Source organism: Candidatus Nanohalococcus occultus (genome assembly GCF_029207735.1).
Taxonomy (GTDB): domain Archaea; phylum Nanohalarchaeota; class Nanosalinia; order Nanosalinales; family Nanosalinaceae; genus Nanohalococcus; species Nanohalococcus occultus.
The window spans coordinates 489,010-501,143 of record NZ_CP104395.1; the positions used below are offsets into that span (position 1 = coordinate 489,010).

A 12,134-nucleotide genomic window follows, 5' to 3' on the forward strand; every position below is an offset into this window, starting at 1 on the left:
GTAAACCTTAACTCGCGGAATATATGTAAAGTTTTCGGACCCCCAGTTTTTCCGGCTGTTGACTCAGGAAAACTGTGTTAAATGCGTCCAGCCAGTCTGAGACGACACTTCTATAAGACTAAGTATGTAACAAATTACAAGGATGGATTTGGAATCGGATATAGAACACCTCTCTCAGTACAGAGCATCAGGAGATGAAAACTACAACGCCAAAGCTGTTTTCAGTGAAGTCGATGTAGGTTTCGAGATCAGAAGCTACGATGAGAAAAACGTGTATGACTGGAGGACGGAGATGGGTTTCGAGGATATAATTGAGGCGGTTGAACCCAAACATCCTCTCGTAGTTGACCCTGCTGTAGAAAAAGTTGATGAAGACGGCTATATACGGGCAGCAGGTTTCGGTAAAACTCTAGGAAATGATACAGTTTATGATCCAGTCAGAGTCTGGCGAGAAGGCCATGATTGGGACGAACACAGCATGTTACAGCTGAACGTCGGTGACGGCAACATATTCCTTGAGAGAAAGCCTGGCAAGAAAAACAGGGTGACTGTACACACAGTCAGAGACAATTCCGACTTGTTTGAAACGTTGTTTCCAAAATCCGTTGACTCTGAGAAAGCCCAAGTGCTTCTGGAAGATGCTGAAAAGTACACTGAAAGTTTGTGAAAATAGAAAAATAATTTAGTTGGAAGCCTTCCGGCTTCGCTTAAGCGGTTTAAAGAACCTTGACGTTTGTCGCTTTTGGTCCTTTATCGCCTTCTTCCTGATCGAATTCGACTTCTGTTCCTTCTTCGATTGAGTCTCCTTCAATCTCTGAAACGTGGAAGAAAATATCGTCGTCTGCTTCGTCAGATTCGATGAATCCGAAGTTCTTCTGGCTCTTGAAAAGAGCAACTTTACCTTTCATAAAAAATCAACACCTCCTCTTAATCAACAATTGCTACCGTACCTTTATATGGTCATTACGTCTGCGCTTCAATGTTTGAGGTTCGGCGAACAGAAGGTATCTGGCTTAAAAACAAGCAAACGGATATTTAGAGTTATGAAAAGAACTTTAGCACTTCTCACAGCCATATCTATTCTGATAGGCTCTACTGCCGGATTAGTCGGCAGCGGGAACTCCGGAGACATGAGTATAACGGCCGCATCCAGTTCTTCAACGTCCGTAGCTACAGACGGGAATGGAACCTCTTACCGTGTCGATATAACACAGGTCAACCAGTCAGCTACCTTGACGAACGAATCCGTATCGATGACGAACAGGACTGAGAACTCGGTCAGTTTCGAGGGTTTCATCCAGTCCCCGACGCCTTGTCACACCTTGACACAGGATGTATCTAAGAACCAGAGCTTACTGGAGATCGACATAGATCTTGAAGATTCTGGTGAGGTTTGTACTCAGCAAGTCGTTATGAAAGAGTATGAAGGCCGTGCCGAGATGGATGACCTCTCAGAAGTCGTTGTAAAACACAGAGGAGAGACGATGGCTGTCTTTGAGACCGAGGAAAGTTCTACGGAAAACAACGAAGAGGATGAAACACAAGGCAGCTTCAGAAAGCTCATGAGCTGGCTTTCCAGCCTTTTCTAATTTATTTTACGTTCGCCAATTCGAGGGCGAACGGGTTCTTAGTAGGATCTTTGAGATCGAACAGGTCTTCTTCCGGGCCGTATGTAATCCCCATCTGATCTCCGCCCCATACTGATGTTCCTCTGAAACGTTTGTGTTTTTTGTCGACACGGAAATTGTAGCCAGAGATGTCAGGATTTTCCTTGCCTATATAATCTTCTGCCCTATTTACCTCCCGAGCGTTTTCCGGGTCAATGTGTTTTTCCATGTATGTGTCTTTGTTTTGAGCCATATGTAGTGCTACAAGGCCTTCTATTGAGCCTATATCTATTTTATCGCCGTGTTTATCTCGATGTGCGGGAAGTCTCTGAGTCCTGACGTAAAGAGAGCCATTGGTTAGATCAACAGTGTCTGCTCTGATCTCTGAAAGATTGTTTTCTATCAGCTCGTTCTTGTGAGCAGGATATTTCTGGGAAATGTTTCCTTTTAGCGCATCCGGGTCGATACCGAACATTACAGGCTCTAACTCCTCCTCGGATCGGAGAGAATCCCACCTTTTCAGAAGAGAACGGTACATACGCCCTGTTCGTTGTGCGTAGTTTATGGCTTCTTCCTCAGAGAACCTTCCTTCTTCATAAAGCTTTCCTACAGACACCCCTTTGTATCTCCATTCTGAAGGCTCTGCGTCCGTCAGTTGCTTCCCTATAATGTCGTGTAACTGAGTCTTAGATTTCTGTTCAGCTAGTTCCTTTCCTAGTATGTCGTTCTCTACAGATTCGTGGATATCTTCTATAGTAGGCGTACTTGTCTCGGCGTAGAAAAGACTTATTACCGGTGCCGCACTAACACTGACCTGCGGTAGAGAGCTATACTCGCCTGTATCTCTATTACCTGTCTCCCTCGAGCCTCTAAGAGCATTATCTTCCAGTATTGTCTCTAACGGGTTATCGGATTCGATCACGTTTGCTGTACCATGGAAGAACGTTGAGGCATATACCTCTGGCCTCTCAAGAACATCGGTTGCTACTGTGTCAAAAACTTCGAGGTTCTGCCTTCCTTCATCTGTCTCCGGTTCAAGACGGCGTCCCCAGTCCCTCCAGCTTTCAAGAGTCGTTAGCGCCCCATCAAATGTCGAAAGACCTCCTAATCCATACTGCCCGACTCCTCGGGATTCATCCCTCCACTCAAGGTCGCCTTCTTTTCTGTTCGACAGACCTGTTGAGTCATTGGGTTCTCCAAGACTGTTTGGGTCGTCATCTAATCTTTCTAAAATCTCATCTAACTTGCTCCAGTCCCGAGCCATGTATTACTATAGAGTCACAAATATATATTTGTTTCCTCCTCGGGAACTTTGGAAGAGATTAGTTCGTCGAAACGATCTCTATGACGTCCCTGTGGCTCAGTTTGTGGTCGGCGCCGATCTGGCGGTTGTCCCGGCAGTCAATTCCGTTGAGGAATCCTTCTCCCAGATCCGAGTGGATCGTGTATGCAAAGTCTTCTGCGGTCGCATTCTCCGGTACCAGAAAACAGTCCGGTAAGATGTTTCCGTGTTCGTCGCCGAGTCCGTCGGCTCCGCCGGGGAAAACCGCCATAACGCCGAGCTGGTCGAAGAGTGCGGATTCCAGTGCTTTCTGAACACCGGTTCCGTCAAACTCCTCGATGAAATCTCTGATCTTCTCCAGTCCTTTTTCCTGATCTTCAGAAATATCTGCTTTGATCTCGAAGCCGTCTTCTCCGGGTATGTACTCGATCGCGTCGTTTTCATCGGCGTTTTTCAGTGCTTTTTCTGCGTGGGCAGAACAAGGTATGAACTCGAGGTCCTCGTAGGCAGGGTCGTTGGTGATCTCCTCGAAGTTTTCCTGGGAGACTTCTTTGTCCATCTTGTTGGCTGCGATAATCATCGGCTTGGTTTCTTTCCGGATCGCACGCGCTAACTCGAGTTTGTCGTCTTCATCCCATGTATCGGGATCTAACTCGAGGTCTTCTCTAAGTATTATCTGTTTCAAACGGTTTTTGTTTATCTTGAAGGCGCTCATCTGCTCGGCTAGCTCTTCTTCGAGTTTCGCGTCTTTCTTGTTGTGTTTTCCGGCGAAACGTTCGATTCCTTTCTTCAAGATTCCAAGGTACCACTGGTCGAGTTCATCTGTCAGAAACTCTATGTCCTCCCGTGGGTCGTGGCCTTCGGTTGGCTCTCCTTCGATATCGGTTTCCCCTGAGAAATCTACTACATGGATCAAGACATCGGCTTCGTTCAAGTCTGTCAGGAACTTGTTTCCCAGTCCTTTTCCTTCATGCGCTCCGGGGATCAGCCCTGCGACATCGACGAGTTTTACGGGTACGAACCGCATTTCGTTCCGGCAGAAACCTGTGTTCGGATCACATGTCTCTCCGAAGTCGGGTGCGGCGCATTTGACACGTACGTATGCTTCGCCGACGGAAGGATCGATTGTTGTGAAAGGATAGTTTCCTTCCTTTACAGTGTTCATCGTTGCTGCGTTGAAAAACGTGGATTTTCCTACCGATGGCTTTCCGACAAGACCGATTTTGTAAGGCATAGGACAGTTTAACGAGTCAAGACTTAAAACCTCCAAACTGTTACCACTAACTCATATATACGTTTGTGAGTATGTGGTCATGTAGTCTTGTCTATGGATGAACTTGAACCTGGAGAAAACAGCGGCTATGAGCCGGTCGTAGAATCGCTTGAAAGCCACTGGAGTCAGGACAACACTCCCGGAGAGAGACATCTGAAATCCTGTATAACTTCCATCTCACAGTATAGGGATGAACTGTATGATGCCGTAGAAAAACTTGGGAACTGGAGTGATGAAGGAGAGTTCATGTACGGAGTATCAAATACGAAGGCTAAACGCCTAGTTGATAAAGCCGGTCTTCGGAAAGAAGACACGCAGAATATAGGCAGGGCGATGAAAGGCCTGACAATTCTAGACGGAACTGGTGTCTGTATATACGGAGATCGGGACAAGAATACCGGGCGTAACGGCACGCTTTACAACATAGAGGATGTTAACATAAACAGTTTTGAGAAGGTACTTTCCCAAATCGAGGAGTTCTGCCAGGATAAAAAATAGTATGTACCCACCACACAAGTTCATAAGTCAGTTGGGATTCAATCCTTAGGTTATGAGAAAGTTAAAACTCCCGGGAAGAGACCAGACGTTCCGTAGGCTGTCCGAACAGGACATCAGACTGATCGAGAAAGTTGGAATACCTGAAATACAGAATCAGGCCCGGAAGATAATTGAAAAGAAGCTGATGGTTCAGCCGGAAAACGACGGCAGGCAGACACCGAAAGCCGGACACCCGGTCTACAAGGCAATGCATGCGTGTAACGTCCAGTCCCGGAAAAGCCTCTCGCTTTCCCACAAGATACCGGCCGGTAAAGAACTGGAAGAAACCTACATCGAATCCACCACCAACCTTGTTATGCGCTGGATTGTAAGAGAGTACAACTTCTACCAGAAAGAACGGGAAGACCGGCAGAGAAACCTCAGCGAGTTCAACTAACGACAGACTTCTGACTAAAGAGTTGTTACTCGAAAGTATTAAAAAAGTTTGTGCGAAGACAGTTTTCCATGAACTTTAGAGACAACCGTCTAGGAGATCTGGCCAAAAAAGCCTATCAGACAGCTACGTCGTCCGGTGAAGACAGAGGCGAGCAAGAAACACTGCCTTTTTCGTTTATTGAAGACGAGGAGGTACAGAGTGAAGCCGTTGGATATGCTAAAAGAGGAAATTACGAAGGTCTAGCCGAAGTGGCGGAAGACAATGGTTTCGGTATCGGAGAGTTTGCCTCGGATTACATAAATGCTCTAGAAACTGTTGCGACTTCCCACTTGGATAGAGCGCACCGTAATGAAAAGATGGCTGATAAATTCTTGGAGAAAGCGGAAGATGCGGCAAGAAGGAAGGCGGATGCCTCCAGCGCCACAGATAGAGATATTTCGAGAGTGAAAGGAACAGCTGCGCTTAAACCTGCCAAAGCTTCTATAGAGTATCTATGTGAAAGCGATCCTGAGAAACCAGGCCAGGTACAGGACAGAAGAACTGCGTTCAAAACCATCACAATGGCGAAGAACTTCGCTTCTCATTATGGACTAGAGGAGAAAGTCGAGAGCTACGATTCTTTGCTTGATACAATGATGGAAAAGGATAGGCAAATGGGTATGAACTTCGGCCGTAAGAAAGCCGGGCAATTCAACCAGTTTAGTCAGTTTCTAAGCAGCGACGACTACTAGAAAATATGGTGGACAGGTTTTCCCGCCCTCTTTTTATTCCGTGAGTTTTTCAACCGCCTCATCCTTACCGATGTTTTCCTCTTCTCCGGAATCCATGTGCTTGATCGTTACCTCATCGTTTTCCAGGTCGCGTTCCCCTACAATCAAGACTCTTTTCGCGTTGATCGAATCAGCGTACTCCAGCTGGGAGCCGAATCCTCTTGAGGATAGATCGGTCTCAACCGTCAGATTTTTCTCTCTCAAGTCTTTAGCATACTCCATTCCTTTGTCCTTGACAGAGTCTGAAACTGTCAGTACGTACACATCTGTCTCAACTTCTTTCAGCGGCCAGCGATCTTCCTTTTTCAGCAGTTCGATTGTAGTCGAGTATCCGAAGGCGAATCCTACTGCCGGAACGTCTTGACCTCCGAACATGCCGACGAGATCATCGTAACGTCCTCCGCCGAAAAGTGCGCGTAGTTCTCCTTCCGAGTCAAATGCCTCGAAGACCAAACCGGTATAATAAGCCAGTCCGCGGACGATCGAGAGGTCAAGTTCAACCATCTCGGCGACTCCATAGGCCTCAAGGGTCTCAGAAAGAGCCTCCATTCTATCGACTGCCTCCTGTGCGTCTTCCGGTGCTTGCTCACGTAGCTCGGATATCTGTTCGTTGATCTGACCCGAGATACTGGTTATCTCATCGACCTGTTCGGCCTGATCGGCTTCAAGACCTACATCAGTCAGTTCGTCAATGAACTCCTCAGAACCCATTTTTTCCTTATCATCGATGACTTTCATCGCCTGCTCGGTTTTCTCGATTCCATGTGCCTCGAGAATTGATTCAAGCAGATTTCTGTCGTTTACCAAGAAGTTTACTCTATCATCCAGATCCAGCTTTTTGTAGATCGTTGCTCCGGCTGCAATTACCTCCGCATCAGCTTCTACGGAGTCGACTCCGAATACATCGAAGTCTGTCTGGAAGAACTCTCTGTCACGTCCGCGCTGAACGTTTTCATACCTCCATCTCTTCGAGGTATCGAACCATTTGATCGGAGACTTGAGATCTTTCCGTTGCTGGACGAGTCTGGCGCGGGTTGGTGTCTGTTCAGGTATTAACGAGATTTCCCGGCCGCCTTTGTCCTTGAAGTTGTACATCTGATCCATCAGCTCCTCTCCGGATTTTACCCGGTAAAGATCGGCTTTTTCGACGCTCGGTGCGTTGATTTCTCGGAATCCGAACTCCTTTGCCGTGTTTTCTACAGTATCAATTAGTTTTCTCCAGCTAGCCCAGTCTTCCGGGTACCGGTCGTAGAAACCCTTCAGGCCTTTGATCTCCTCTGTCATAAGTTCAAAATGTTTGAGCTATTTTTTTACAGGGTTCGATAAAGGGAACGTTCATTAACAAGCAGAGTAATACTAGGTATTATGGCATTCCTATGTGTCGATATCGGAGGCACCAACACGCTGATAGGAGTTGGAAACGGCGAGTTCCAGATCACTCGTAACGTAAAAACCGAGAACTTCCTGGAGAGAGTCGATGAAAATATTGAGGACGCGCTCTCGGAGGCTGGCTACAGACCGGAAGATGTTGGGAAAGTCGCAGCTGCGGTCGCAGGCCCTCTGGATAGAAAGGAAGGCGTTTTCAGGCCGCCTAATATAGATGATTTAGATGAGGTCCAGATCGTTGAACCTCTGGAAAACTTTGGAGAAGTAGTCTTCGTAAATGACTGTACATCAGCTGTTGCCGGAGAATACTACTACGGCGACGACGAGCTGGAAAACATCGCTTACATCACGATCTCCAGCGGAATCGGCATGGGCGCAGTAATCGACGGCGAGATAGTCGAAGGCTGGAACGGAAACCTAGGAGAGGTGGGTCACATGGTTGTGGGCAGCGAAGGCATCAAATGCGGATGCGGAGGAACAGACCACTGGGAAGCATACTGTAGCGGGAACGGAATGCCGAAGCTCGCGGAAAAGCTGTTCGGTGCGGAGTTCCAGGACTCACTGGAGATCTTCCAGAGCTGCGATCTAGGAGAGGAAAATGCCTGTAAAACAATAGAAAAAGTCCAGGAATACAACAAGAGAGGTTTCATGAACATAATCGATCTTTTCAACCCTGGCAAAGTCTATGTTGGCGGCGCAGTCGCGTTAAACCATTTCAATACTGTTGTCGAAGAGCCTGTAGACGAGATCGGCTCGGAGACTATCAATGAAGTACCGGAGTTCGAAAAATCCACCTTGGGAGACGAGGTCGTGCTTCACGGGCTGAGAGCTGTCTGTAACGGAGAGTTTGAACTCAGCTCCTGAGATAAGTGGTCTGTGAACGTCAGAACCAATGCGGAGAACTCCGCGGTGAGGAATTTAAACCGTCTTAAAGCATCTAAAGTATGGGCGATTTCCATGAACACGTAGTATTCGGTTTTCTCGCAGCCGCGGTAACCGCCTACTTCATGGCCGAGCAAATGGCGCTCACACAGCTAGAGCTTTTCTGTTCAGGTCTCGCAGTTGTAACCGGTTCTGTACTGCCCGACATAGATCATAAAAAAGCGTACGCACATCGTGCGGCAAAATCTTTCTGCGCAGTCGGGTCTGGCATAACAATAATAGTCTACCTTTCCTATCCTATCCACGTCAGGTTTATTCTGGCAGCTCTAGCATTTCTGCTGGTTTACATAGGGTTTTCCAGTATAAAGTTCAAACACCGAGGCTTTACACACTCTCTAAGCTTTATGTTCCTCTCAACCTTGGCAGGTATAGGACTGAGTGCTTACTTTTTCGCAAGTTTTCTGCCTGGCCTGGCGCTTGGAGTCGGCATACTTTCCCATTTGACGCTTGACCGGCATTTTAAGATAAGCTAGTCTTTGATGTCGGCGACGTCCTCTAAAGTTGCGTCCCTATCATCAGCGTTTGATACGTTGTAGTTAGAGACCTCTGAGTTGACGTATAGTGTTATGTCGAGAACTTTCTGGAGTTTCCGTCCTAGGTTCTCATCTGGTTTGAGGTTCTGTGTCTCTATCTTGCTGATACGTGACTGCTTTTCATTCAGCTTGTCAGCCAGTTCTTTGTGGGTCATTTCCTTTGCTTCACGGGCTTTCTTGACACGTGCGCCGTAATCAGTTGCCAAGGTCTTGTCTGCCGGCGTAGCAGTTCTTTTGATACGGGATTTTTTCTTTTTCCTGCTCTTCGAGCTTTTCTTGGTTCTCGTGGTGACTTTCTCTCCCATATCGGTACAACTGTCACATACCTTGAGAATTGTTCCTTCCATCTTGACTTTTGTAAGGTCTGAAACCTTTTCGCCGCAAAGTTCGCATGAAGCCATTTTTTGATCAAACTCCTGAGTGAGCTGTATAATACGTAGCTAGCTGAAACGTTTAATATCCACCGGAGAGAACTACCAGCACCTCTCAACACCCATGCTTATTCGGCTTTCAGCCGCATCATAACATAGCCGTACAGAAAGCTGATTATCGAAACCGAGAAAAACACGGCTCCAGCAGCAAGGAAAACCAGCTCAAGCTCCGGAACTCCTCCTGTATTCGATGTCTCCGCGGTGCCTCTGGCAGCTGTATCCATTGCCATCGCAGTCATCTCCCGGGACTGTACAGTGGCTTCAGCCGAGTTCGTACTCATCGGCTCGAAGTAGTTCCAGAAAGCAGCTCCTCCTGCGATAATAGCTGCGAATCCGGTGAGAAGTGAAAACTGCATCTTCTTCCTACGTCCCTTGATGATCGAGCGAGCCTTACGCGTAGGAGTGTAGTTTACCCGGCGACGTCCTTCCTCGGCGTCTTTCTCAAGTAACTGTGCTTCGGTAAGTTTTTCGATATGTGAGGAGACCGTTGACTTGGTTTTCTGTATCTCTTCGCTGATATCCGTGGTGGTTGATTCGCCTTCCAGCGCAGCCTTCAGGATTTCTATACGGGTCGGGGAGGCAAGAGCCTCAACGGTTTTCCTATCGATCTCCATACAACTAAACTGTTTGAACACAGTTTTTTAGACTCTATCCGAACGTTCGTGATAAACCGAACAAGTCTTATACACATTTTAACCTCGAGAACTCAAACCCTGATATGTTAGACAAAGCAAAGAGTTTCGGAAAAGAAAACAGCACAGTACTTTTAGCCGCCGCTGCGGTTTTAATCGTAGCAGTAGGCGGATTATCAACACATTTCATGGGAACGAACGGAAACATGGCCTATCAAGGCCAGCAACTCGCAGCAGGCACGCCGAATGCTTTAACCATGGACGCGCGGGAAAGTGTAACCGCAGCCAGCACCGCTGAGAGGAAAAGAATCGAGACCTACAGCCTTGACTTCGAGGCAGTCAACATCAGATCGGCGGTAGATGATTCTATAGGGATCGCCGAACAGTTCGGAGGATACTCGACCGGAGAGAACTTCTACAACAACGAAAACGGAGCGAACTCAGCATCCGTCACACTCCGTGTTCCAAGCGAAAACGTCTCCGAGTTCATGGATGAGCTTGATGCGAAAAACTGGAAGCTTGAATCCAAAAACAGGAACGTCAACGATGTAACAGAACGCTACACCGAACTAGAACTGGAACTAGAAAACAAACGCCAGGAACTTGAAAAACTCGAGGAGTTAATGGAGGATGCGAACCGCACTGAGGACCTGATCAAGATCCAGGAACGTATGGGTGAGCTTAGAAGCAGAATCCAGTACTTGGAGACCCAGCTTGAAGATATTGATCGCCGTGTCGATTATACACGGATTTCGCTTCAGTTCGAGGAGCCTGAACCTATTACCTCTGAGTTCGAGCTTAGAAACTCATTCACAGATGCGTACCGAGCGATCTTCACAACAATCAGCTGGACGATCGTAGGAATCGGCTACCTGCTACCGTTCGCAGTGCTTTACGGCGTTTACAGAGCTTTCAAACGAGTTCGGAGAGAGTAGTTTTTCTCTCCAGCTCCTTATTTTTCTCTTTCACCACGGTCTTATAACAACTTTTTCGATCTGAAGGGGTTGATGATGTACTTTTCGGGTAGTATTCCCCGTACCTATAAAAGAGAGGCTTGACAAGCTTTCGTTGGTGAATCAACTATGGTAGACGTACTTAAGAAGTCTGGCGTACGTGATGCAGCAGACGGAGTCAACGTAGGATCTGACTTCTATGATGCTCTAGACGAACAGGTCAAGGATATGATCGAAAGAGCTGTCGAAAGAGCAGAAGCAAACGGACGCAGAACAGTCAAAGCTCGCGACGTTTAAATCACGAGCTTTCTTCCCTCACGTGAGGGAAACCCTAACTTTTTCTCTTTTTATTTTCTCGAGAATATTACCTTAATTCGAATATTTTGGGAGATTCAGTGTCTTCTCTGTTAGACCATCTGTTGTAGTACGTTTTCCATCGACCTTCCAGATATTTTGCGGCGTCCCAAGCATTCATGGCTTCAAATAATCGAACCTTCTCTTTATTATTGCCGTAAAGCTTGTCAAGGTGAAGATAGCCGTGAGATCTGTCAATTCTGGCAAGCTGTACTCTTTCATGCTCCTTTCGCGGATGTGGAAATTCGACCTGGACAGCGAAATCTTTGAAAGGATATCCGTTATGCATTATGTGGGCAGTCACATCAATTATATTTTCCTTGGTACTGTCCTTGATCTTACCTATTGACGTCTCTAGTTTTTCATTCCATGACGACATTGAATATATTGGTCTTCAACACCAATTGTTTAAAACTTGAGGGTTCAAAGTATAATTACACAATGAGCTTGGACACCCCGCATAGTCTCAGCGACACCGAGACGCAATCAGGAGAGGAATCTCGAATCGACAAGTTGAGAAAGATCCATGATACTAAAGACAATAGATCAGAGGATATCTTGGTCTTAGACTCTGAATCCTATAGCAAGATAACAACTAAAGAAAGGTTAAAGATGATTAAGGCTCTTAGAGAAAAAGAATTTGATTCAAAAAAAGAACTAGCAGAGGAACTTGGGAGAGACGTCAAAAATATCCATGATGATCTAGATTTGCTAAGACGGAAGAACGTAGTTGAATTTGAGAGTAATGGCCGATCCCTAAGCCCAAGGTTACGACATCAGCATATTGCTGGAGAAATAATATAAGAGAACTTGTTAGAGTTCCTCTCCTCTCCGTTCTTTTTCCATTAGTTCCATTTCTACTTTTTCCAGGGCTTCTCTTAGCTGTTCGATGGTTTCCAGGTTCTCGATTGTTATTCGGCCGAGGTCGCCGCCGTTGACTTCGATCACTGCTTTCCCGTCTTCTTCCATTTTTGTTGTGTATTCCATTACTTCGTAAGGTCCGACTTCGAAGCTGTGAAGTTGTTCGCTCATACTGG

18 protein-coding genes are annotated in these 12,134 nt (G+C 46.7%); 10 read left to right on the forward strand and 8 right to left on the reverse strand.

The window, feature by feature from the left end; translation table 11 throughout:
* Positions 1-142 precede the first annotated feature (142 nt).
* The gene (locus tag SVXnc_RS02715; protein WP_347721399.1) at positions 143-667 is read left to right on the forward strand and encodes a hypothetical protein; all 525 of its coding nucleotides are present in this window, start codon (positions 143-145) and stop codon (positions 665-667) included.
* Between the two features lie 49 nt (positions 668-716).
* On the opposite strand, the gene SVXnc_RS02720 is transcribed toward SVXnc_RS02715, so the two are convergent.
* Positions 717-908: a cold shock domain-containing protein gene (locus SVXnc_RS02720; protein WP_347721400.1), complete on the reverse strand. Its 192-nt coding sequence runs from the start codon at positions 906-908 to the stop codon at positions 717-719.
* A gap of 135 nt (positions 909-1,043) precedes the next feature.
* Between SVXnc_RS02720 and SVXnc_RS02725 the strand changes: the two genes are divergently transcribed.
* Positions 1,044-1,589: a hypothetical protein gene (locus tag SVXnc_RS02725; RefSeq protein WP_347721401.1), complete on the forward strand. Its 546-nt coding sequence runs from the start codon at positions 1,044-1,046 to the stop codon at positions 1,587-1,589.
* Between the two features lies 1 nt (position 1,590).
* Here SVXnc_RS02725 and SVXnc_RS02730 read toward each other — a convergent pair whose 3' ends face one another.
* Positions 1,591-2,871: a hypothetical protein gene (locus tag SVXnc_RS02730; RefSeq protein WP_347721402.1), complete on the reverse strand. Its 1,281-nt coding sequence runs from the start codon at positions 2,869-2,871 to the stop codon at positions 1,591-1,593.
* Positions 2,872-2,929: 58 nt separating this feature from the next.
* On the reverse strand, positions 2,930-4,123 hold the full coding sequence (locus tag SVXnc_RS02735) for a redox-regulated ATPase YchF (protein WP_347721403.1): 1,194 nt from the start codon (positions 4,121-4,123) through the stop codon (positions 2,930-2,932).
* A gap of 93 nt (positions 4,124-4,216) precedes the next feature.
* Here SVXnc_RS02735 and SVXnc_RS02740 point away from each other — a divergent pair, with 93 nt between their 5' ends.
* From SVXnc_RS02740 to SVXnc_RS02750, 3 genes are all read left to right on the forward strand, one after another.
* Positions 4,217-4,660 carry a hypothetical protein gene (locus tag SVXnc_RS02740; RefSeq protein WP_347721404.1) on the forward strand — a complete coding sequence of 148 codons (444 nt, stop codon included), beginning with the start codon at positions 4,217-4,219 and terminating at the stop codon, positions 4,658-4,660.
* Positions 4,661-4,712: 52 nt separating this feature from the next.
* Complete coding sequence (locus SVXnc_RS02745; protein WP_347721405.1) at positions 4,713-5,096, forward strand: DUF4186 family protein; 384 nt, start codon at positions 4,713-4,715, stop codon at positions 5,094-5,096.
* Between the two features lie 68 nt (positions 5,097-5,164).
* Positions 5,165-5,827, forward strand: a complete 663-nt coding sequence (locus SVXnc_RS02750) for a hypothetical protein (protein ID WP_347721406.1) — start codon at positions 5,165-5,167, stop codon at positions 5,825-5,827.
* Between the two features lie 33 nt (positions 5,828-5,860).
* Here the strand turns inward: SVXnc_RS02750 and hisS are convergent, their stop codons facing one another.
* Positions 5,861-7,150 (reverse strand): histidine--tRNA ligase, encoded by a 1,290-nt coding sequence (hisS, locus tag SVXnc_RS02755; RefSeq protein ID WP_347721407.1) that lies wholly within the window; start codon positions 7,148-7,150, stop codon positions 5,861-5,863.
* A gap of 81 nt (positions 7,151-7,231) precedes the next feature.
* On the opposite strand from hisS, the gene SVXnc_RS02760 reads away from it, so the two are divergent.
* The gene (locus SVXnc_RS02760; RefSeq protein WP_347721408.1) at positions 7,232-8,116 is read left to right on the forward strand and encodes an ROK family protein; all 885 of its coding nucleotides are present in this window, start codon (positions 7,232-7,234) and stop codon (positions 8,114-8,116) included.
* Between the two features lie 80 nt (positions 8,117-8,196).
* Complete coding sequence (locus SVXnc_RS02765; protein ID WP_347721409.1) at positions 8,197-8,667, forward strand: metal-dependent hydrolase; 471 nt, start codon at positions 8,197-8,199, stop codon at positions 8,665-8,667.
* Here the strand turns inward: SVXnc_RS02765 and SVXnc_RS02770 are convergent.
* Positions 8,664-9,128 carry a multiprotein bridging factor aMBF1 gene (locus tag SVXnc_RS02770; RefSeq protein WP_347721410.1) on the reverse strand — a complete coding sequence of 155 codons (465 nt, stop codon included), beginning with the start codon at positions 9,126-9,128 and terminating at the stop codon, positions 8,664-8,666. The genes SVXnc_RS02765 and SVXnc_RS02770 overlap by 4 nt on opposite strands.
* A 98-nt stretch (positions 9,129-9,226) precedes the next feature.
* Complete coding sequence (locus tag SVXnc_RS02775) at positions 9,227-9,772, reverse strand: winged helix-turn-helix domain-containing protein (RefSeq protein WP_347721411.1); 546 nt, start codon at positions 9,770-9,772, stop codon at positions 9,227-9,229.
* Positions 9,773-9,876: 104 nt separating this feature from the next.
* On the opposite strand from SVXnc_RS02775, the gene SVXnc_RS02780 reads away from it, so the two are divergent.
* Both SVXnc_RS02780 and SVXnc_RS02785 read left to right on the forward strand, forming a co-directional pair.
* Complete coding sequence (locus SVXnc_RS02780; protein ID WP_347721412.1) at positions 9,877-10,725, forward strand: DUF4349 domain-containing protein; 849 nt, start codon at positions 9,877-9,879, stop codon at positions 10,723-10,725.
* Positions 10,726-10,872: 147 nt separating this feature from the next.
* Positions 10,873-11,040 (forward strand): DUF1931 domain-containing protein, encoded by a 168-nt coding sequence (locus SVXnc_RS02785; RefSeq protein ID WP_347721413.1) that lies wholly within the window; start codon positions 10,873-10,875, stop codon positions 11,038-11,040.
* A 67-nt stretch (positions 11,041-11,107) separates the two neighbouring features.
* On the opposite strand, the gene SVXnc_RS02790 is transcribed toward SVXnc_RS02785, so the two are convergent.
* On the reverse strand, positions 11,108-11,476 hold the full coding sequence (locus SVXnc_RS02790) for a DUF7718 family protein (RefSeq protein WP_347721414.1): 369 nt from the start codon (positions 11,474-11,476) through the stop codon (positions 11,108-11,110).
* Positions 11,477-11,538: 62 nt separating this feature from the next.
* Here SVXnc_RS02790 and SVXnc_RS02795 point away from each other — a divergent pair, with 62 nt between their 5' ends.
* Positions 11,539-11,901 (forward strand): HVO_A0114 family putative DNA-binding protein, encoded by a 363-nt coding sequence (locus SVXnc_RS02795; RefSeq protein WP_347721415.1) that lies wholly within the window; start codon positions 11,539-11,541, stop codon positions 11,899-11,901.
* A gap of 9 nt (positions 11,902-11,910) precedes the next feature.
* Here SVXnc_RS02795 and SVXnc_RS02800 read toward each other — a convergent pair whose 3' ends face one another.
* Positions 11,911-12,129 carry a hypothetical protein gene (locus tag SVXnc_RS02800; protein ID WP_347721416.1) on the reverse strand — a complete coding sequence of 73 codons (219 nt, stop codon included), beginning with the start codon at positions 12,127-12,129 and terminating at the stop codon, positions 11,911-11,913.
* Positions 12,130-12,134 lie beyond the last annotated feature (5 nt).

What these genes read in the sequence shown, in the direction of transcription:
- SVXnc_RS02715 (WP_347721399.1), top strand. Translation starts at nt 143, where the DNA reads ATGGATTTGGAATCGGATATAGAACACCTCTCTCAGTACAGAGCATCA.
- SVXnc_RS02720 (WP_347721400.1), bottom strand. Translation starts at nt 908, where the DNA reads ATGAAAGGTAAAGTTGCTCTTTTCAAGAGCCAGAAGAACTTCGGATTC.
- SVXnc_RS02725 (WP_347721401.1), top strand. Translation starts at nt 1,044, where the DNA reads ATGAAAAGAACTTTAGCACTTCTCACAGCCATATCTATTCTGATAGGC.
- SVXnc_RS02730 (WP_347721402.1), bottom strand. Translation starts at nt 2,871, where the DNA reads ATGGCTCGGGACTGGAGCAAGTTAGATGAGATTTTAGAAAGATTAGAT.
- SVXnc_RS02735 (WP_347721403.1), bottom strand. Translation starts at nt 4,123, where the DNA reads ATGCCTTACAAAATCGGTCTTGTCGGAAAGCCATCGGTAGGAAAATCC.
- SVXnc_RS02740 (WP_347721404.1), top strand. Translation starts at nt 4,217, where the DNA reads ATGGATGAACTTGAACCTGGAGAAAACAGCGGCTATGAGCCGGTCGTA.
- SVXnc_RS02745 (WP_347721405.1), top strand. Translation starts at nt 4,713, where the DNA reads ATGAGAAAGTTAAAACTCCCGGGAAGAGACCAGACGTTCCGTAGGCTG.
- SVXnc_RS02750 (WP_347721406.1), top strand. Translation starts at nt 5,165, where the DNA reads ATGAACTTTAGAGACAACCGTCTAGGAGATCTGGCCAAAAAAGCCTAT.
- hisS (WP_347721407.1), bottom strand. Translation starts at nt 7,150, where the DNA reads ATGACAGAGGAGATCAAAGGCCTGAAGGGTTTCTACGACCGGTACCCG.
- SVXnc_RS02760 (WP_347721408.1), top strand. Translation starts at nt 7,232, where the DNA reads ATGGCATTCCTATGTGTCGATATCGGAGGCACCAACACGCTGATAGGA.
- SVXnc_RS02765 (WP_347721409.1), top strand. Translation starts at nt 8,197, where the DNA reads ATGGGCGATTTCCATGAACACGTAGTATTCGGTTTTCTCGCAGCCGCG.
- SVXnc_RS02770 (WP_347721410.1), bottom strand. Translation starts at nt 9,128, where the DNA reads ATGGCTTCATGCGAACTTTGCGGCGAAAAGGTTTCAGACCTTACAAAA.
- SVXnc_RS02775 (WP_347721411.1), bottom strand. Translation starts at nt 9,772, where the DNA reads ATGGAGATCGATAGGAAAACCGTTGAGGCTCTTGCCTCCCCGACCCGT.
- SVXnc_RS02780 (WP_347721412.1), top strand. Translation starts at nt 9,877, where the DNA reads ATGTTAGACAAAGCAAAGAGTTTCGGAAAAGAAAACAGCACAGTACTT.
- SVXnc_RS02785 (WP_347721413.1), top strand. Translation starts at nt 10,873, where the DNA reads ATGGTAGACGTACTTAAGAAGTCTGGCGTACGTGATGCAGCAGACGGA.
- SVXnc_RS02790 (WP_347721414.1), bottom strand. Translation starts at nt 11,476, where the DNA reads ATGTCGTCATGGAATGAAAAACTAGAGACGTCAATAGGTAAGATCAAG.
- SVXnc_RS02795 (WP_347721415.1), top strand. Translation starts at nt 11,539, where the DNA reads ATGAGCTTGGACACCCCGCATAGTCTCAGCGACACCGAGACGCAATCA.
- SVXnc_RS02800 (WP_347721416.1), bottom strand. Translation starts at nt 12,129, where the DNA reads ATGAGCGAACAACTTCACAGCTTCGAAGTCGGACCTTACGAAGTAATG.